Below are 20,674 nucleotides of genomic sequence, written 5' to 3' on the forward strand. Positions count from 1 at the left end.
GTAGTAGTCTTTTTTGTATAATAACCTGACTTTTGCAGCAAAAAGGAATAAAAAAAGCCCCTGAAACCTTTAAAATGAAGGCTTTCGGGCTTTTTGCTTTTGTCAATAAGTTGTAGTGGAAATGTCATTTTTTTACTTCTCCTAAAATTTTTTTAATTTCTCCTAACCTCATATATTTATGCCCAAATTCGATACCTAGTTCTTTGCCTATATCTTCAAGAACATCATTATTAAAATCAAAAAGATAATAATTCTCCTGTATATAGCTGCAGGATGCTTTGGCTAGGCTTTCAAGTATAGCTGAAACAGAATATTTGCCTTTTAGTCTGTATTCAAGTATCCTTACAATTACAAGTGATATAAAGCATATCAGAAAATGAGCATCAATATGCTCTCTCAGTGATAAATACACTGGTCTGCTTTCAATATCGCTTTTAGTTATCTTGAAAGCCTCTTCTATTTTCCATAAACCACGATACATTTCAATAATTTTATCATCAGATTCTTTGTATTCGCTAGTAACTATTGCATAATATCCATCAAATCTTTCTTCTTCTTTTAATTTTTCCTCATCAAATACTAGGTGTTGACGAGCACTTTCCAATATTTCGCCAGTTTCATCATCAAAAATAAGATTTTTTACATATTTGGAAGCACCGTAAGATGTAGCTTTATTATATTTCGCTGGATTTTTAATTAAATCTTTGGCTTTTTCTATTGCAGCGGCTCGTTCATATTTTGCTTTCAAAGCATATTCCTCACTATAGAAAACAACCTGCTTCTCATCAACTATCTTTTTCATCTTTCTTCCTTTAGTGGTAGTTACTAATATTTCTCTTGGATAAAGTCTGGATTTTATCTTGAAGTTATCTCCTCTGTATTTATATCCATTTTCGTCAAGAACATATTTCTTAAATTCCTTATCCGCACAACGAACAGAATAGCTGAATACATATCCATTACCAGCAGATAAAGTATACCAGATGTTATCACCAGTAATGATACTCTTATCAGCAACAACAATAATTCTTCCCAAAGAATAATCATGTTGTATTTTTCTTAACATAGGCATAAGTGTAGTTTTGTCTAGAGCATTACCAGGAAAAAGCTTATAGGTAATAGGTATACCATTGGTGTCCATAAATAATCCCATCTGTACAATCGGATCTGGTCTGTGCTCTTTAGAAACGCCTTTTCTCCGTAATTCATCTTGTTCATCAATTTCAAAATAATAGTTGGTAACATCATAATAAACTAAGCTAGTATTTCGATCATACAAAGACTTAACATGCTCATGAATCCAAAGTTGCAAAGCATCACTATGCTTGTTGAAAAAAGAGAGACATCTATAGACATCATCCAAAGAAAAATCAAACTTCTCAAAGAATATATCTTTATTCTCATAAGTCTTTTTCTTTGAGGCAGGATACAATAAACGTGAAAATACGAGAAGTTTCATAATAGCATTAGCATCATATTCTTCTTTTGAATGACGTTGTCTGTTTCTTAAAAATTTATCTAATTCAAGCTCATGATAAACTTTACTAAACGCAGCATAGCCAAAGTTTTTACGGTTATCTGTATTAACCGAAAGTTTTTCATCAGGAGAAAAACTAAGAGTAATCGGAACCTTTTTCATAGCTTTTTGTTCGTTTAATTCTTTAACCTTTTGTTCGAAAAAAGCAATAGGATCGTCATATTGTTTTTGAAGTTCATCAAGGTAACCAAGAGATTTAATAGTAACAGTCCTTGTATGCCCTCTCTGTTTATCACGATAGCCATCTGCAATAGAGAGATAAATTCTTCCGGAACTGCGTTTACTTTTCTTTAAATACACCTTAAACTCCCCCAATAAAATTCAATATGGTTATATTATACCATAATCCATAATAATCCGCAACCAAAATATGACAAAATTTTAAAATAAATTTACCCGAAATCATCAGTAAAATAAATGGTTTCGGATTATGCTATCTTAAAATTTGCTGCAAAACTAGGGTGCTAATTAAAAATTTCTTGTAAAACTAGGGCAAAAATTTTATATTGACATATTTGAAAAATATAGTATAATATAACTAAAATAAATATTGTTACTTTAAATTGACAGAGCAAAGGCGCTCTAATTCATAGGTGATTCCTGTGTATTAGAGCGTTTTCTTTTGTTATTATTAAAAGGAGGAAACTATATGAAAAAAAGAATACTAATTCCAGCTATTATTGCACTATCAATGTTGATACCAAATATAGCTTTTGCCGCAGCAGGAAAGATTGATACAGGAGATACCGCATTCATATTATTTTCGGCTGCTTTAGTCATGATCATGACGCCAGGATTAGCATTTTTCTATGGCGGTATGGTTAATGGGAAAAATGTCATAAGCATAATGATGCAAAGTTTTACTATTATTGCACTTATTTCTGTACAATGGGTATTATTTGGATTTTCATTATCTTTTAGTGGTGATATAAATCACTTGATAGGCAATTTACATTGGGCTGGACTTAATAACATCGGTCTTGGACCCGACAGTACTTATTCATCTACGATACCACTTCTAGCGTTTATGGTATATCAATTGATGTTTGCTATAATAACACCTGCTTTAATAACTGGTGCATTTGCAGAAAGGATGAAATTTTCAGCATTTATAATATTTACATTGCTTTGGACGACTTTAGTATATGATCCGCTTGCACATTGGGTGTGGGGAAACGGCGGATGGCTTAGAGACTTAGGTGCATTGGATTTTGCAGGTGGCACCGTCGTTCACATAAGCTCTGGCGTATCAGGTCTTGTAGCAGCCTTAATTCTTGGTAAGAGAAAGAATGCAAAGATGGTACCGCATCACATGCCGATGGTTTTGATGGGAGCAGCATTCTTGTGGTTTGGTTGGTTTGGATTTAATGCAGGGAGTGCTTTATCTGTAAATGGCATAGCGGTTAATGCATTTGTTGTGACAAATACTGCTGCTGCTGCTGCATCCATAGGATGGGTATTAACTGAATGGAAAGTAAGCGGCAAACCGACACTACTAGGTGCTGTAAGCGGCGCTGTAGCAGGACTTGTTGCAATTACACCAGCGTCAGGTTATGTTACAGCCGTTTCAGCAATTGCAATAGGTGTTGTATCAGGTATAATATGCTTTATATCTGTCAATTACATTAAACATAAGATTGGATATGATGATTCGCTTGACGCATTTGGAATACACGGTGTTGGAGGTACATGGGGTGCATTGGCAACAGGTCTATTTGCTACGAAAGCTATAAATCCTGCAGGTGCAAATGGCTTATTTTACGGCAATCCGAATCAATTGCTTATTCAGCTTACAGGAGTTGTTGCGACTTACATCTTTGCAGGACTTATGTCATTCATAATACTGAAATTTATAAGCTTATTTATGGAGCTTAGAGTTACTAAAGAAGAAGAGGAATTAGGTCTTGACATAGTTGAACACGGTGAAGAAGCGTATAACATAGGCTTTAAAGCTATTGACTTTAATCAATAAGTTAAGAGCTTTAAAATAAATAATAAATGCTGCCAAATAAATATAATTTATTTAAAAATGAATAATTTATTTGGCAAATTTAAGAAGCAAAGGTGCTTAATCTGTTAAGATATAAGCACCTTTATTTTTAGAAGGAGGTGATGATATAGGTGAAAAAAATGTCTATCATCATTTTATACACACTAAATACAATAATTTTAATTTTAAGTTTGGCGTTTATATTGTACAGTATTTCAATGCATAATACAATATTAATTTTTTCAAATCACGTGCCAGCATTCATAATGGGATTGCCCATCGTCTACCTTGTATTAATTTATTTTGTGAGAATTCGCAATCTTTCAAAAAGTATAAAAGACAAAAAGTTTTCAATCAGGAATTTTAAAAGAATATAAAAATTAAAAATCTGGAGGTGCTTTTTATGAAAAGGAAAATTGTAATAGGTATTGTAGTTGCATTACTTTTGGCAATGACAGTAGGGGTGGTATATGCTGCTGGTGGCGATCCAACGGGAGCGAATCTTGGCACTGCAAAGGACATTACAAGCGCAGTTGCAGGTAAGCCTACACTAGAAGAAGTAGCTACACAGGTTGCAAAGAATAAGCTTGGGATTAACTTTGTATGGGTAATGTTGACTGCATTTTTGATATTCTTCTTTCAAGCTGGATTTGCACTTGTTGAAACAGGCTTTACACAGGCTAAAAATGCAATGCACACTATGGCTATGAATCTTATGGTATTTTTAGTAGGTACTGTTGGATTTTTCCTAACAGGTTTTGCATTTATGATGGGAGGTTCAGGAGCCTTTTCAAGCCTTGGCGGTACAGCGCCTTTGAACCACGCACTAAGCATAGGAGGATGGAATTTACTAGGACTTAACGGATTCTTCTTATCAAGTGGCGGAACGTATGACGTAGGTGTGTATGCTTTGTTCTTCTTTGAGATGGTATTTATGGATACAACGGTAACCATTCCTACAGGAGCGATGGCGGAAAGAGTTAAATTTTTAGCGGTTGTTATCGGGTCGTTTTTCGTTTCAATGGTGTATTATCCAATCTATGGTGGTTGGGTCTGGGGAGGAGGATGGCTTTCACAGCTTGGAGCCAAACTTGGACTCGGGAATGGAGTAATTGATTTTGCAGGTTCTGGTGTCGTTCATGCAATGGGGGGCATGATGGCACTTGCAGGAGCGATGGTCATAGGACCGAGGATAGGAAAATTCAAGAAAGATGGTACACCTGTGGCAATACCGGGCCATGACATTCCAATGGCTATTCTTGGTACGATCATACTTTTCTTTGGATGGTTTGCATTTAATGCAGGTTCTACACTTAATGGAACGGATTTAAGGCTAGCGGTTGTTGCAACAAATACCATGATCGCCGGTGCTGTAGGAGGACTTGTTGCAATGTTTTATATGTGGATTAAATATGGAAAGCCTGATCCGTCTATGATGTGCAATGGTGCCCTTGCTGGACTTGTGGCGATAACAGCTCCATGTGCATTCGTAAATGGCATATCAGCTTTTATAATAGGTGCAGTGGCTGGCATCTTGGTTTGCGTATCTGTTGCTTTTGTTGAAAATAAACTAAAGATAGATGATCCGGTAGGAGCTTTTTCAGTACACGGTGTAAACGGCTTGTGGGGTATTTTAAGCGTTGGTATATTTGCAGATGGCACATATGGTGCAGGGCTCAATGGAGTACAAGGTGCTGTAACAGGAATACTCTATGGCAGTACAGGTCAACTTTGGGCACAGCTTATTGATATGGTAGTAATAGTCGTATACGGATTTGGATTAAGCTACTTGTTCTACAAAGCTCTTGATGCTATAATGGGTATAAGAGTCAAACCGGAAGACGAGATCGCAGGGCTTGATTTGCCGGAGATGGGCGTTTTAGCATATCCTGATTTCCAATTGACGCCTGTTGTGTACTCGGATGGTGTGATTGAAAAAAATATAAAAAGTCCACAAGTTTTAGATGATATTGTACTAAGCAAGGGGGTAAAATAATGAAGAAAGTTGAATGTATAATAAGACCAGATGTTTTAGAAGATGTAAAGGCGGAACTTAATAAGCTTAAAATACATGGAATGACGGTGTCACAGGTTTTTGGATGTGGACATCAGAAAGGCAAAAAAGAGATTTACAGAGGAGCGGAAATTGAGATAAGCCTCCTTCCTAAAGTTAAAATTGAAATTGTGACAGAAGATGGAAGTGTTGAAAACATCGTAGATGCTGTTACAAAAGTTGCAAGAACAGGCAATGTAGGCGATGGAAAGATATTCATATACGACATACAAGACGCCATAAGGATAAGAACCGGTGAACGCGGAGAAAAAGCGATATAAAGATTTAGTGAAATTATCAAGGCTTCTACACGAGAGAAAGTGTAGAAGCCTTTTAAAATTTTATCAGAAAGATGATGTGAATATAGTTTGTACAAAAAAATTAAAAAAATACGAGTTCTACAGTAGTGTTGACTATTGATAAGCTTTCATAAGTTCAGATATTGTTACAAAAGAATATCATTTAGACTTGAGTTTTACAATTTATCACCACGATGTGCTAAATAAAAGATTACTTTTATAGCATAAACCAAATTGCTCTAAAAATCAATGTTGATGCCATCTGGTCAATTTATAAATTTATTAATTCAACAATGAGTTAAAGAAATCTCCCATCTTTTATAGGTAGGAGATTTCTATGGTATGACAGGTATGTAGGATGTATGGTAAGTTGGTAATGAAAGTCCGCTATAGGCGAGGTGATGGAACCAACTTAGCCGAACTTCAGGGGTTGCCCACCGTGAGGTGGAATCTGAAGTAGCATGAAAAAATCTCAGTATGAGAAATACAAGGTCGACAAAATATAGGAAAAAGACTATAAATCAGATATTTTTATGTTTAAATCAGCACCAATAACTCCTATGCACGATCCGTTTTTATCGATTAATGGAATAGATACAGTTAAACATGGAGCTTTTGTAATAGCAGATATATAGACTTCAGATACATATTCTTTGCCTTTTATGGATTTTTGAAACCATTCTCGCACGTTTGCATTCGCAATACCAGCAGGTGGATTTGAATAAATAAATCTTCCTTTAATATCATTTGTCCAAAGAGCTTCTATTTCTTTATGATTTTTTAAAAAAGCGTCAAGTGCTTCTTTATGAAAATTCCTATTCATTAGTAAGAATTCATCTGAAATTATTTCTTTTTTTATAGATTTTATTACATTAATTGCTGTATTCTTTATATTTTCAAAATTCATTCGTATTACATTTTTTATTTCATCGCTTTCGGACAATAATTTCAAATCATTTGATGCTTCTTTTAATTTATCGCTTAAAAATACTATTTTCTCTGCATTTTCTTTTTGATGATATATAGAATTATTCATGATATCAAAATTATTTGATACTTCTTTTAATAAGTTTTGAACACTTTCGATCTTTTCATTGATATTTTTAACGTACTTATATTCATCTTCAGAAACATTTACGATTTTGCTAATCATGTTCATAACTGTATTGTTGTATTCTTCTATCATGCTTAAACTTTTTTCTATATTCATTGTACTACTTACACTATCCTTGACGTTTATATAATTTTCACTGGCTGATTTTTTGACATTTTCTATTTCGTTATTTACTTTTTCGATTAGTGACACAATATCTGTTACAGCTTTATTGGTGTTTAAAGTTAATTTTCTGATGCCATCTGCGATAACGCCAAAACCATTGCCATATTTTTCGGCTTTTGCAGATTCTATAGATGCATTTAGTGAAAGTAAATGGGTTTCTTTAGCTATTTTTTCAATTGATTTTAATATCTGAGAAATTTGTATTGATATTTTTGTAAGCTCATTTATACGATTTAGTGTTTCTTCTGTGGTTATAGAAATGTTGCTTATCTTATCTAAAACTAATCTGATTTCTTTGAAACTTTCATTTACCAGTTTTCTCGATTGAATGCCAGTGTTGTACATTTCTCCAGAAGTATTTTTGATATTTTCAAGCTTTTCAACTAATTTCTTTATTTCGGTGATTGTATTTTCTACATTTTCATAGCAAAGTGAATTATTTGAAAATATTTCTTGCGATTCGGCATATAGTTGTTGGGCAAAAGCATTATTTTCTTCCATAGTAATAGACAATTCTTCTGATACAGAGAATATACGGCTTGAAGCGACTTGTGTCTCAAATATGTATTTTACAAGTTTCTTTTTAAGTCTTGTTATTGATACAGATATGTCTTTTATTATTCCTTTAAAATTAATGTAGTCTTTATTTTCATCTAGTAAATTATTCGCATTTATAATATTTAACAGTTTCAACAATTGTTTGTCTTTGAACACCATTTACTACACCTCTTTTTCATTTGTATAAAAATAAAAACGCTGATCAAAAGAAACTGATCAACGCCTTCGTTGATAAAAATATTTACTTTCTAACCTTGAGAAGTATTATAATCGATATTTACTGGAATGTCAAGAGTACACTGAGGTCCTGTTAGTTAGATGTTTTTTCATCTGTTTTAATTATTTTTTACATGCCTTTTCACATTTTTATACTTTCTACATATACTACAAACAGATGAAATTCAATATCAATCAATATGGCTACCCTTATTATTTATTTCGAAAGGGGCTGATATGATGTGCGGAATAGCAGGATGGGTAAGCTTTGATGAAGAAGTGATAAATAGGAAAAACATAGTAGTTGCGATGGGGAAAAGACTTAGGAATAGAGGACCTGATAGCTGGGGGACATGGTTTTCGACTCATTGTGGTTTTGCACAGACAAGGCTTATAGTCATTGACCCTGAGGGTGGAGAACAGCCGATGATTAAGGAACTTGGCGAGAGAAAGTGCGTGATAATATACAATGGAGAGTTGTACAATACGGAGGAAATAAGAGATGAGCTTAGGTCATTAGGGTACAAATTCAATGGCCATTCAGATACAGAGGTCTTGTTGACTGCGTATATTGAATGGGGCAGCGATTGTGTCCATAAGTTAAATGGCATATACGCATTTGCAGTATGGGATGATTACGAGAACGAGCTTTTTCTCTCAAGAGATAGGATAGGTGTCAAACCTCTTTTTTATACTTATAAGAATGGTTCTCTCATTTTCGGCTCGGAAATAAAAGCGATTTTAGCACATCCATACGCTCAGGCTGAAGTGGATGAAGAAGGACTTGCAGAGATTTTTGTCATGGGACCTACAAGGACACCGGGAATTGGTATTTTTCGCGATATATATGAGCTAAAGCCAGGCCATTCTCTTACATTTAATAAAGGTGGAATAAAAATTGAAAGATATTGGTCATTGGTAAGTAAAAACCATGAAGATGACCTTAAAACTACAATGGAAAAGATTCGGTTTCTTTTAGACGATGCTTCGAAGCGTCAGCTTGTGTCAGATGTACCGTTGTGTTCGCTGCTTTCTGGCGGATTGGATTCTACTGCGGTTTCTGCCTTTGCCAATGAAAAATTAAAAAGATTAGGCAGCAAGCTTATAACATATTCCGTTGATTATATTGGAAATGACAAATACTTTAAGCCAAATCAATTTCAGCCAAACAGCGATTCGGATTTAGTTGAAGCTGTTTCAAAAGAGATAGATACAGATCATAATTATGTCTATGTGGACAATGAAGAATTGGCAGATGCTCTGTTGCCTGCTCTTTATGCCCGCGATTTGCCAGGGATGGCTGATGTTGACTCGTCTTTGTACTTATTCCTAAGAGAAGTCAAAAAAGATGTAAAAGTTGCACTGTCAGGTGAAGGGGCTGATGAAGTGTTTGGAGGCTATCCGTGGTTTAGAAATAAAGATGCCGTCGAGTCAGGCACTTTCCCATGGATAAGAATGGTTGAAAAAAGAATGAATCTTTTATCTCAAGACGTTGTAAAAAAGATCCGTCCAACAGAGTACTTAAATGATCGGTACAATGAAGCATTAAGAGAAGTACCTAAACTTTCAGGAGAAGATAAAACATCTTCTCGCATGAGGGAAATATTTTATTTGAATCAGACGAGATTTCTTTCCATGCTTCTGGATAGGATGGACAGGATGAGCATGGCTTCAGGCCTTGAAGTCAGGGTGCCGTTTTTGGACCACAGGATAGTGGAGTATGTTTGGAATATTCCGTGGGATATGAAGAACCTCCACAATAGAGAGAAAGGCCTTTTGAGAGAAGCGTTAAAGGGGTATATACCTGATATAGTAGTAGAAAGGAAAAAAAGCCCATATCCTAAGACACATAACCCGGTTTTCAAAGAGAAGGTAAAAAGTTGGCTTCAGAGGATTATTGACGATCCGTCCTCACCAATTTTGCAGTTAATCAACAAAAAGGAAGTGCAAAATTTAATAGATACTGATGCAAAAGATTATGATCCAGCATGGTTTTCTCAACTTATGGGTGGTCCTCAGTTATATGCATACCTTATACAAGTAAATGAATGGCTTTTGAAGTACAAGATAAGAATTTTATAGACATCCATAAAAACATCTTGACAAGTTAGGCGAAAAACAAGTATAATGTATACAAACAATCCTACTACGGTAGGGGGGTATAAAATATTGAAAAGAAAAAAGGAGGAAATGATATGAGGTATGCGTATGTTGATCAAGAAATATGTGATAGATCACCGTTTTGCCCAGCAAGCCACAGTTGCAAGTTTGGCGCATTTAAGTTATCAAGAAAAGGCTTGTTTCAAGTTGAGATAAATGTTGATAAAGAAAAATGCACTGGATGCGGCGTCTGCACAAGGTATTGTCCACACGGCGCTATAAAATTAGTAAACGCATAGTATATTTAGAAAGGGTATGTACGAAGGTATATACCTATATTTTTTTGTCTATTTTCTTTTTATTAAGAGTAAAATATATGGTATAATTGTAATAGATGATTTATGGGAGGGTGTGAAATGTTGGACTTTAGTAAAGATTTTTTGTTTGGCGTTGCTACGGCTTCGTATCAAGTTGAAGGTGCTTACAACGAGGATGGCAGGACTATGTCTATCTGGGATACATTTTCCAGACAAGATGGAAAGGTATACAAAAGTCATAATGGCGATGTGGCTTGCGATCATTACCATCTATACAAAGACGATGTAAAGATGATGAAAGACTTAGGGATTGAAGCGTACAGATTTTCGATTGCTTGGCCAAGGATTTTCCCTGCGAAAGGGCAGTATAATCCTAAGGGGATGGACTTTTATAAGAGGTTGACTGATGAACTTTTAAAAAATGACATTAAACCTTTTGCTACAATATACCATTGGGATCTGCCTCAATGGGCTGATGACTTAGGTGGATGGCTTAATAGAGAAATTGTTGAGTGGTACGGCGAATATGCTGAAAAACTTTTTTCTGAACTGGGAGGATACATAAAAAATTGGATCACATTAAATGAACCGTGGTGCTCTTCATTTTTGTCGTATTTCATTGGTGAACATGCGCCTGGGCATAAAGATTTAGGTGAAGCTTTATTAGTTTCACACAATCTTTTGCTGTCCCACGGAAAAGCTGTAGAAATATTTAGAGGTTTGAATTTAGATGATTCTAAAATAGGCATCACTTTGAATTTGAATGAAGTATTTCCTGCATCAGATAGTGATGATGACAAAGTCGCAGCTCAAATAGCTGATGGATTCCAAAACAGATGGTTTTTAGATCCATTATTTAAAGGCAAATATCCGCAAGATATGGTGGAGTATTTTGGAAAATATGCAAAAGTCGATTTCATAAATGATGAAGATTTGAAGCTGATTTCTCAAAAATTAGATTTTCTGGGAGTTAATTATTACACAAGGGCAGTTGTCCAGAAAGGAAATGACGGCCTTTTGGATGCTGTGCAGATAGATCCTGGGAATGAAAGGACAGAGATGGGATGGGAGATTTATCCTGAATCTCTGTACAATATTTTGATGAGGCTTAAAAGAGAATACACTTATGATATGCCATTGTACATTACTGAAAATGGTGCGGCGTTTAATGATGTCGTTGAAGATGATGGACGTGTACACGATGAAAAGCGGGTAGAGTTTTTAAAACAGCATTTTAAAGAGGCTAAACGCTTTTTGAATGATGGTGGAAATTTAAAGGGGTACTTTGTGTGGTCGTTGATGGACAATTTTGAGTGGGCTCATGGCTATTCAAAGAGATTTGGCATCGTATATGTCGACTATGAGACAGAAAAAAGGATTTTGAAAGACAGTGCCCTATGGTACAAAGATTTGATTTCTACAAGAACCATCTAAATATAAAAATCGTGTTATTGATAGTAGAAAATGGCAGAGTGCTAAACCTGCCATTTTTCTTATATTTTATTGACTATTGTCTTCTTCAATATTATAATTTATTAGTGATGTAATATATTGGTTATTATTTTTTTATTTACATTTGGTGCGAATCATTCTTACAAGTCATAAATATAATTTATTATGGGTGAAAAAGATTTTGGGGGAAGTAATGTGAATGAAAAAAGTATATTGATCGTTGATGATGATAAGCTAAGCAGGACTATTTTAAAGAATATTTTAGGCAGCGCTGGGTACAAAATTTACGAGTCACAAGATGGTGATGAGGCTCTAAAACTTTATAGGCGTATTTTGCCGGATATGGTAATACTTGATGTGGTAATGCCTGGCCTTAGTGGATTTGATTTGCTTAGGATATTGAGGGATGAGGAAGAAAACCAATTGGTGCCTGTCATACTTTTAACGTCCAGTGACAATTATGAAGAAAAGCTGCACGGGTTGGAGTTAGGCGCTGATGCGTACATAACGAAGCCATTCAATGAAAAAGAACTTCTTGCGCAAGTGAAAAATCTGTTTCAGAGGATCGAGCACAATAGGATGGCCAATCCACTTACAGGACTTAGAGGCAATATTGACATAAAGTATGAGATAAGAAGGCGCATAAAAAATGGGTCGTTGTACGCTGTTTTGTACATAGACTTAGATAATTTTAAGTCCTTCAATGATTACTACGGTTTTTCACGGGGCGATAAAATAATAAGACAGACAGCCAGGATCTTGAAAGAAGCGCTTTTTAAGTGTGGCAATGCAAATGATTTTTTAGGTCATATAGGCGGAGATGACTTCATAATAATCACTACTCCAGATAAAATCGATGATGTTTGCAATTATATAATAAGTACCTTTGATGAGGATATAAAAAGGTATTACGATGATGAAGATTTGGCAAATGGCTATATAGAAGTCATCAATAGGCGAGGAGAAATACAGAGGTTTCCTTTTGTTTCAATATCTATAGCTGTTGTGACAAACGAAAACAGAAACTTTGATAATGAGCTTCAAATAAGTGCAGTGGCTGCAGAGATCAAGAGGAAGCTTAAGTCTATGGAAGGAAGTAAATACTTAAAAGATAGAAGGAAATGTTAGGCATACGGTTGGTATGCTGATTTTTTTTAGGAGGTTTTACTTTGTCTTTAAAAAATCCTTATGTGCCTGATAAAAAAGTGAGTCATGTCATAATTGATGGAAGGCATTATGATGTGGCTGAGTCATTGAGAAAGATGGAAATAGATGTCATAATGACAAAAAGACATGGCTCTCTCTATGAAGCAATATCGTATCATCCAGATATGATCGTCCACAATGCAGGTGACGGTCAAATTGTTTTAGCGCCAGATGTTGATGAAAATTTTGTTGAGGAAATCAAAAAGTTAAATTTGGAAGTAATATTTGGGAAGACTGTACTAAGTAGAAACTATCCTGACAATATAGCATATAATGTAGCAAGATTGGGCGATTATGCTTTTCACAATTTAAAGTACACTGATCCTGTGTTAAGGAAAGTATTAGAGAAAAAAGGAGTAAAATTTATACACGTTAATCAGGGATATACCAAGTGCAACATGGCGATCGTGGACAATGCAAGTTTTATAACGTCAGACGCAGGTGTTTATAAGACGGCTTCAAAAGAGGGATTTGACTGCCTTTTGATTGAGCAAGGCGGCATAAAGCTTAATGGGTTTGATTATGGATTTATAGGAGGAGCGTCTGGGCTTATAGATAAAGATGTTTTTTGCATTGCTGGAGATTTAAGATATCACGGCGAATACAAGAAAATAATTGATTTTATGAAATATAAAAACAAAGAAATAATTTTTTTAACATCTGGTGAAGTAAAAGACATAGGTTCCATTATTCCACTCTACTGAAGATGCAAAGAAAAGGAATAAAAGCACATACTACTAACGAAGGGAGTGAGAAAAATGCAGCTTTTGTCTATCGGTATCCCAAATGCTTTATTAAGTGGCAGTGTTTTTAACAATGAATTAGAGTATATGAAAAATGAAGGATTAGATTTTACTGTAAATTTAGATAATCGTGGAAACATTACTTTTTTTAATATAGACGTAGAGGATAGAGTTTCAAGTAAAAATATAGTTAAAATAAAAGAGCTTGTATCAGATGTGATTTCTGATGTAATAGTCAATCAGATCGACAAGAAGCTGATAAAAAGGATTATAGATAAATACTATTACTATTTTGATTCCGATGAGAAGAAAAAGATTGAAAACATAGCGAAAAGTATTTTAGATAACGATGCTAACAAAGAGACATTCAAATTAGTTAAGAAAGAAAGAATTTTTGAGGAAATAGAGGATTTTCTAAAAGACAATGAGACCATTGACATAGAGGGATTTGTCAATTTCAGGTTAAGAGACTTCATAGGCGAGATAAGCGAAGTTGTAGATAGAGCAGTTGACGAATACATGATGCAGAAGGAATACGATGAATTTATTGGGCTTTTAAAGTATTTTGTAGAACTTCAGGATTCCAAAGTAGATGTTCTTAATATCCTCATCGACAAAAGCGGAAAGTTCTTGTTTTTCGATAAAGAAAAAAAACCTATAACAGGAAAGTTTTTAAGCGATATAACAATCGAATTTACAGGAGGAGAATTGACAGATGATGATATGCTTATAAGCACGCTTATTGCAATGGCGCCTTCTAAAATATATATACATTCGCTGGAAAATATAAAAAGTAAGGATATTCTGGATACTGTTGAAAAAATATTTTCAAACAAAGTGTTTATATGCAATGGTTGCAGCTTATGTAAAGTAAATGAGGCAAGGAAATAAAACCCAGCTTAAACTGGGTTTTATTATTTAATGAAATCTGTTATTATATTCATAGGTTATTTTGTTGAGGTGATCTGATGCATTTTTTTCTGCAAATGATGTTTTTAGGTGTTGTTGGTGCAGCCATTGGATGGATAACAAATTATATTGCTGTCATCATGCTTTTTAAACCGATAAAGCCTGTAAAGATTTTTGGCATTTCCATCCAAGGTCTCATACCAAGAAGGAGAGATGAGATAGCAGCATCAATTGGAAAAGTAGTAGAAGATGAACTTGTGTCAATGGACGACATATTGGACAAACTTTTAAATGAAGACAATCGCAATTATATAATAAAAAGGATATTAGATGACGTTGATATTGCAGTTGAAAAGAACATTCCTTCATTTATACCGAAAACATTAAAATCAATGATAGTCAATTATGTAGTTGGGATTGTAAGCAAAGAGGCAGAGAAGTTTTTGGATGAATCTGCAGCTACTATGCTAAATGATATGTCTGACAAAATTGGTATAGCAGAAATAGTTGAAGAAAAGATAAAGCTTTTTGAGCTTGAAAAGCTGGAGAAGATCATACTGGATGTATCCAATAAAGAATTAAAGATGATTGTGGTTTTAGGCGGGGTCTTAGGTTTTGTAATAGGCATTTTACAGGCATTTGTGGTAAGGATGCTGTAGAATATTGACAAGTCGTTGTATCAATTATATAATAGAAAAAAATCAATATTTTGGCGATGATGAGGAAAGTAGATATCTAAAAATATCAAAGAGATTGAATGACTTAGGCTGAAATCATTCAAATATTTTTGATATCGAAGACCACCTCTAAGCTGCGGGTGATGAATCCGATCGGTAATTCCGTTATAATTTAGAGTATAAATGAGAGTGGAACCGCAGAACCTCTGCCTCTTTTGGCGTGAGGTTCTTTTATTTAAATTTAAGAAGGAGGACAAGATATGAAGATAATACTTAAAGATGGAACAGAAAGAGAATATGAAAATGGCATGAGCGTATATGAAATCGCTAAAAGTCTGAGTCAGAAGCTTGCTAAAGAAGCACTTGGAGGTAGATTAAACGGCAGGATTGTGGAGTTATATACGCCTATCAATGAGGATGGCAAGCTGGAGATTTTGACTTTTGACGATGAGGATGGAAAGAAAATATACTGGCACACTTCATCACATATAATGGCACAGGCGATTAAAAGGCTTTATAAAAATGTGAAGCTTACGATAGGCCCTGCCATCGAAAATGGTTTTTACTACGATTTTGATATTGATGAACCTTTTAAAGTCGATGATTTTTCTAAGATAGAAGATGAGATGAATAAGATCATTAAGGAAGATTTGAAGCTTGAGAGGTTTGTGCTTCCCAGAGAGGAAGCTATAAAATTCATGGAAGAAAAAGGTGAACCTTACAAAGTTGAGCTTATAAAGGATCTGCCTCAGGATGCTACAATATCTTTTTACAGGCAAGGTGAGTTTACAGATCTTTGCGCAGGACCCCATCTGCCATCGACAGGTATGGTTAAATCCATAAAACTTCTTTCAGTGGCAGGTGCTTACTGGAGAGGCGACGAGCACAATAAAATGCTGCAGAGAATATATGGCATAAGCTTTCCTAAGAAAAGCATGTTGGATGAATACTTAAATATGCTTGAGGAGGCAAAGAAAAGAGATCACAGGAAATTGGGAAAAGAATTGGATCTTTTCAGCATCCACAATGAAGGGCCTGGTTTTCCGTTTTTCCATCCAAAAGGAATGGTTTTAAGAAACATTTTGGAAGATTTTTGGAGAAAAGAACACGCAAAGAGAGGCTATCAGGAGATTAAGACGCCTATAATTTTGAATGAAGAGCTGTGGCACAGATCAGGTCATTGGGATCATTACAAAGAAAATATGTACTTTACAAAAATTGATGATGAAGACTATGCCATAAAGCCTATGAACTGTCCAGGAGCTTTGCTTGTGTATAATTCAACTATGCACAGCTATAGAGATCTGCCTCTTAGGCTTTGTGAACTGGGACTTGTTCATAGGCATGAGTTGTCAGGTGCTCTCCATGGACTTATGAGAGTGAGGAGCTTCACGCAAGATGATGCTCATTTGTTTATGACGCCAGATCAGGTGGAATCAGAAATTTTAGGAGTCATCAAACTTATCGACTACTTCTACAAGATATTTGGATTTGAATACTTTGTGGAGCTTTCTACAAGGCCAGAGAATTCGATAGGTTCTGATGAAGACTGGGAATTGGCGACAAATGCCTTGATAAAAGCTATGGAACATATAGGACTTAATTATAAAGTGAATGAAGGCGACGGAGCCTTTTACGGCCCTAAAATTGACTTCCATCTAAAAGACAGCATAGGACGTACATGGCAGTGTGGGACGATACAGTTGGATTTTCAGATGCCTGAAAGGTTTAACTGCGAATACGTTGGAGATGATGGTGAAAAGCATAGACCTGTCATGCTGCATAGGGTGGTGTTTGGCAGCATAGAAAGGTTTATCGCCATCCTCACAGAAAACTTTGCCGGTGCCTTCCCTACATGGCTTGCTCCTGTGCAGGTAAAAATACTTCCGATTTCTGATAAGCATTTGGCGTATGCGCAGAATATTTATGAAAGGCTATTGGAGAATGACATAAGGGTTGAGCTTGATGATAGAAATGAAAAAATAGGCTACAAGATAAGAGAAGCACAGATGCAAAAGATACCTTACATGCTTATATTAGGCGATAAGGAAGTAGAAGCTGGAAATGTTTCTGTGAGATCCAGAAAAGAAGGAGATCTTGGATCTAAATCCTTGCAAGAATTTTTATCATCCATTTTGGAAGAGATTAAGCAGAAATCCCTCTAAGAGAAATGTCCACCAACTTTGAATTGGTGGACATTCTACTACCTTGATTGACAAAATAAAAAATGGTAATCTAAATATGTAGTGTTTTATCGGGGGGAATAATTACGGCTAAAAATAGGGAGGTCTACAAATATCTTAATTACAACATAAAGATGAATCTGCTAAATGGCATAACATTTTCAATAGGGTACAACATGATTATGCCATTTGTAGGCATATTCGCTATAAAATTGGGTGCCAACAACTACGAAGTATCTCTTATTAATTCTCTTCCAGCCCTTATGGCTTTGATTGGGATACTGCCTGCTACAATCTTTATAAATAAAGCTAAAAATGTCTTTAAATTTGCCTACATTTTAGAGTACATTACAAGGAGTTTTTATCTTTTAGTTGCATTAGTGCCGTTTATGAGCAAGTTTAGGCCTGAAGCTGTGGTCTTGTTTGTAGGACTATTGAATTTGCCGGCTATTGTCGCAGGAATGTGTTGGCAGTCATTTATGAGCGATTTGATACCTGAGGAATTTCGCGGCAAAGTCTTTGCGGATAGAAATATATGGACAGGTGTGCTGGGTACAGCGGCTGTATTCATAACAGGTATACTTTTGGATAGAATTAAGTTTCCATACGGATATCAGATAATGTTTTTTATAGCCTTTTTATTTGGAATACTTGACGCATACTATTATTCAAAGTTTCACTATGTGTCACACAAAAAAGAAGCTTCAGCGTCTATTTTAGATTCGCTAAAAACTATGATGCAATCAAAAAAGTTTATCTATTTTAGCCTTGCGTCTTTTATATTTACTTTTACGTGGATGATGGCATGGCCTATATTTACAATCTACAAAGTCGACGATCTCCATGCTAACAACATGTGGATGAGCATTTCTACTATCGTAGGCTCGGTAGGTTCTATTTTAACGTATAAGTGGTGGGCAAATCTTGCAGATAGAAAAGGAAATGGCATTGCATTAAGCATAAGCACGTTGCTTATTGCAATAATTCCAGCTCTTTGGGCAAAAGTCACAAGTCTATTTGTAGGTGCTGTCATAGACTTTTTTGGCGGCATGGCCACAGCGGGATATACGATGCTTTCTTTAAACTGGCTTTTGGAGCTTTTGCCTGACCATAAGGAAAAGATGAATTACATTGCTATTTATACCATAGTGACACAATTTGCAGCTTTTTTGTCGCCTATTGCTGGAACTTGGTTTTATGAAGTTGTGGGATATGAAGCATTCATGTATATAACGACGGTATTGAGAGTCTTATCAAGCTTATTGCTTTTTGCCGTTGCATTATATAAAACTGAAAAAAGCGTATTAAACAAAGGGGGAGTATGATTTGAGGTATTTAACATCAGGAGAGACACATGGAGAAGCACTTGTTGCTATCATCGAAGGTTTGCCATCAAACTTGTTTATAGATGTGGATTTCATAAATAATGAGCTTAAAAGAAGGCAATCTGGCTACGGCAGAGGCGGCAGGATGTCTATTGAAAGCGATGTTGTCCACATATTGGGTGGAGTCAGAAACAATTTGACGATTGGTGCACCGCTATCTCTTTTCATCAGAAATCTTGATTACGAAAATTGGAAAGGAAAAGATGTGCCGAGAGTAAAGCGGCCAAGACCCGGTCATGCAGATCTGTCTGGTGCTATTAAATACGATCTAAAAGACATGAGGGATGTTTTGGAAAGAGCCAGTGCGAGGGAAACTGCAGCAAGGGTGTCTGTTGGTGCTGTAGCAAAGCTGCTTCTTAAAAACTTTGGCATAGATGTAAAAAGCGATGTATTGGAGATAGGCGGAGAAAGAGATAGAGAGAAGTGGCCTTCGCTTATAGACGAAGCAAAAAATGAAGGAGATACGTTAGGCGGTGTGATCGAAATTACTATAGACGGCGTACCTGTAGGTTTAGGCAGCCATGTCCAATGGGATCGCAAGCTGGATGCCCTTTTATCCTACGGCGTCATGAGCGTCCAAGCGATAAAAGGCGTAGAAATTGGCATGGGGTTTATGGCGGCAAGGCAAAGGGGTTCTTCAGTCCACGACGAGATATTTTACGATGGACATTTTTACAGAAAGACCAATAATGCAGGTGGAATTGAAGGCGGCATTTCAAATGGCATGCCAATAGTTTTGAGAGCTTATATGAAACCTATACCAACTTTGAGAAAACCTCTTACGTCTGTTGATATAGATTCAAAGGAAGAAGTGAAGGCTGCGTATGAGCGTTCAGACGTAACCGCTGTTGAAGCCGCTGCTGTAGTGCTTGAAGCTGTATGTGCGTGGACTATAGCCGATGAAATGACTAAAAAATTTGGTGGAGATTCCTTACAGGACATGGTGGAAAACTTTAATATGTATATAAAAAGAGTTGAAAAGTATTGATTTTATGGTGAAAAGGGATGATTGCGCGTTTGCCGTCAGACCTGGATGTGTCGTTGAAAAGTATTGATTTTATGGTGAAAAGGGTATTGACTGATATGAGAAGTTGTGCTATAATTTAACATGTGTTTAAAGTAGAAGCGCCCGCTTCTCACCTTTCACCGCAGGTGTCAGGTTTAAATTTAAATGTTGTTTTGGTCAAAAAAGAAGCGGGTTTATACTCGCTTTATTTTTTGTAATATTTTAGGAGGTGCGTATTTATTAACAAGGAGCTGCAGGTTAATGAGGAAATTAGAGATAAGGAAGTGCGCCTCATTGATCAAGATGGTAATCAATTAGGTATAATGTCAGCAAAAGAGGCATACAAAATCGCTTTAGAAAGGCACATCGATCTGGTTAAGATTGCACCACAGGCAAATCCGCCAGTATGCAAATTAATGGACTTCGGAAAATACAGGTATGAACAAAGCAAGAAAGAGAAAGAATCTAAAAAGAAGCAGAAAGTCATCAACATAAAGGAAATAAGGATGACTCCAGCAATTGAAGAGCATGATTTTGGCGTTAAAGTCAAAAGTGCCATGAAGTTTTTAAAAGATGGGGATAAGGTAAAAGTGACGATAAGATTCAGAGGCAGGGAAGCTTCACACACAAATCTTGCCGAAGAACTATTAAATAGATTTGCAAAGAGTTTAGAAGAATACGGCAATGTTGAGAAAGCTCCAAATATGGAGGGCCGGAATTTGATGATGATATTAGCACCTAAAAACGTTTAATTGAGGAGGATA

General features: G+C 35.7%; 16 protein-coding genes and 1 other annotated feature. Of the genes, 14 read left to right on the forward strand and 2 right to left on the reverse strand.

Going from position 1 to position 20,674, the window contains the following annotated elements; all coding sequences use genetic code 11:
* Positions 1 to 124 precede the first annotated feature (124 nt).
* The gene (locus GSH73_RS05185) at positions 125 to 1,837 is read right to left on the reverse strand and encodes an IS1634 family transposase (protein WP_014759057.1); all 1,713 of its coding nucleotides are present in this window, start codon (positions 1,835 to 1,837) and stop codon (positions 125 to 127) included.
* A 349-nt stretch (positions 1,838 to 2,186) separates the two neighbouring features.
* Between GSH73_RS05185 and GSH73_RS05190 the strand changes: the two genes are divergently transcribed.
* The 3 genes from GSH73_RS05190 to GSH73_RS05205 all read left to right on the forward strand — a co-directional run bounded on the left by GSH73_RS05190 (position 2,187) and on the right by GSH73_RS05205 (position 5,861).
* Entirely contained in the window at positions 2,187 to 3,509 is a 1,323-nt protein-coding gene (locus GSH73_RS05190; RefSeq protein WP_014759056.1) for an ammonium transporter, read from the forward strand.
* Positions 3,510 to 3,930: 421 nt separating this feature from the next.
* Positions 3,931 to 5,523: an ammonium transporter gene (locus GSH73_RS05200; protein WP_014759054.1), complete on the forward strand. Its 1,593-nt coding sequence runs from the start codon at positions 3,931 to 3,933 to the stop codon at positions 5,521 to 5,523.
* Positions 5,523 to 5,861, forward strand: a complete 339-nt coding sequence (locus GSH73_RS05205) for a P-II family nitrogen regulator (protein ID WP_014759053.1) — start codon at positions 5,523 to 5,525, stop codon at positions 5,859 to 5,861. Before GSH73_RS05200 ends, GSH73_RS05205 begins: the two co-directional genes overlap by 1 nt.
* 532 nt (positions 5,862 to 6,393) lie before the next feature.
* Here GSH73_RS05205 and GSH73_RS05210 read toward each other — a convergent pair.
* Positions 6,394 to 7,875 (reverse strand): methyl-accepting chemotaxis protein, encoded by a 1,482-nt coding sequence (locus GSH73_RS05210; protein WP_014759052.1) that lies wholly within the window; start codon positions 7,873 to 7,875, stop codon positions 6,394 to 6,396.
* A 297-nt stretch (positions 7,876 to 8,172) separates the two neighbouring features.
* Between GSH73_RS05210 and asnB the strand changes: the two genes are divergently transcribed.
* The 11 genes from asnB (at position 8,173) to infC (ending at position 20,662) form a co-directional block, all read left to right on the forward strand.
* Positions 8,173 to 10,014 (forward strand): asparagine synthase (glutamine-hydrolyzing), encoded by a 1,842-nt coding sequence (gene asnB, locus GSH73_RS05215; protein WP_038069519.1) that lies wholly within the window; start codon positions 8,173 to 8,175, stop codon positions 10,012 to 10,014.
* Between the two features lie 113 nt (positions 10,015 to 10,127).
* The gene (locus GSH73_RS05220) at positions 10,128 to 10,331 is read left to right on the forward strand and encodes a 4Fe-4S binding protein (protein ID WP_013787791.1); all 204 of its coding nucleotides are present in this window, start codon (positions 10,128 to 10,130) and stop codon (positions 10,329 to 10,331) included.
* A 117-nt stretch (positions 10,332 to 10,448) separates the two neighbouring features.
* Entirely contained in the window at positions 10,449 to 11,783 is a 1,335-nt protein-coding gene (locus GSH73_RS05225) for a GH1 family beta-glucosidase (RefSeq protein WP_014759050.1), read from the forward strand.
* Positions 11,784 to 11,966: 183 nt separating this feature from the next.
* Complete coding sequence (locus GSH73_RS05230; protein ID WP_044983983.1) at positions 11,967 to 12,929, forward strand: GGDEF domain-containing response regulator; 963 nt, start codon at positions 11,967 to 11,969, stop codon at positions 12,927 to 12,929.
* Between the two features lie 41 nt (positions 12,930 to 12,970).
* Entirely contained in the window at positions 12,971 to 13,711 is a 741-nt protein-coding gene (locus tag GSH73_RS05235; protein WP_014759048.1) for a DUF6873 family GME fold protein, read from the forward strand.
* A 54-nt stretch (positions 13,712 to 13,765) separates the two neighbouring features.
* Entirely contained in the window at positions 13,766 to 14,641 is an 876-nt protein-coding gene (gene ytxC, locus GSH73_RS05240; RefSeq protein ID WP_014759047.1) for a putative sporulation protein YtxC, read from the forward strand.
* 77 nt (positions 14,642 to 14,718) lie between these two features.
* On the forward strand, positions 14,719 to 15,318 hold the full coding sequence (locus GSH73_RS05245; protein ID WP_014759046.1) for a DUF445 domain-containing protein: 600 nt from the start codon (positions 14,719 to 14,721) through the stop codon (positions 15,316 to 15,318).
* 278 nt (positions 15,319 to 15,596) lie between these two features.
* Positions 15,597 to 17,501 carry a threonine--tRNA ligase gene (thrS, locus tag GSH73_RS05250; RefSeq protein WP_014759045.1) on the forward strand — a complete coding sequence of 635 codons (1,905 nt, stop codon included), beginning with the start codon at positions 15,597 to 15,599 and terminating at the stop codon, positions 17,499 to 17,501.
* Between the two features lie 152 nt (positions 17,502 to 17,653).
* Entirely contained in the window at positions 17,654 to 18,844 is a 1,191-nt protein-coding gene (locus tag GSH73_RS05255; protein ID WP_014759044.1) for an MFS transporter, read from the forward strand.
* Between the two features lies 1 nt (position 18,845).
* On the forward strand, positions 18,846 to 19,892 hold the full coding sequence (locus GSH73_RS05260; RefSeq protein WP_014759043.1) for a chorismate synthase: 1,047 nt from the start codon (positions 18,846 to 18,848) through the stop codon (positions 19,890 to 19,892).
* A gap of 123 nt (positions 19,893 to 20,015) precedes the next feature.
* Positions 20,016 to 20,128 (forward strand) — a sequence feature (ribosomal protein L20 leader region).
* Between the two features lie 21 nt (positions 20,129 to 20,149).
* The gene (gene infC / locus GSH73_RS05265; RefSeq protein ID WP_013787800.1) at positions 20,150 to 20,662 is read left to right on the forward strand and encodes a translation initiation factor IF-3; all 513 of its coding nucleotides are present in this window, start codon (positions 20,150 to 20,152) and stop codon (positions 20,660 to 20,662) included.
* The last annotated feature ends 12 nt before the right edge of the window (positions 20,663 to 20,674 follow it).

The sequence above is a fragment of the Thermoanaerobacterium aotearoense genome (genome assembly GCF_009905255.1).
Taxonomy (GTDB): Bacteria; Bacillota; Thermoanaerobacteria; order Thermoanaerobacterales; family Thermoanaerobacteraceae; genus Thermoanaerobacterium; species Thermoanaerobacterium aotearoense.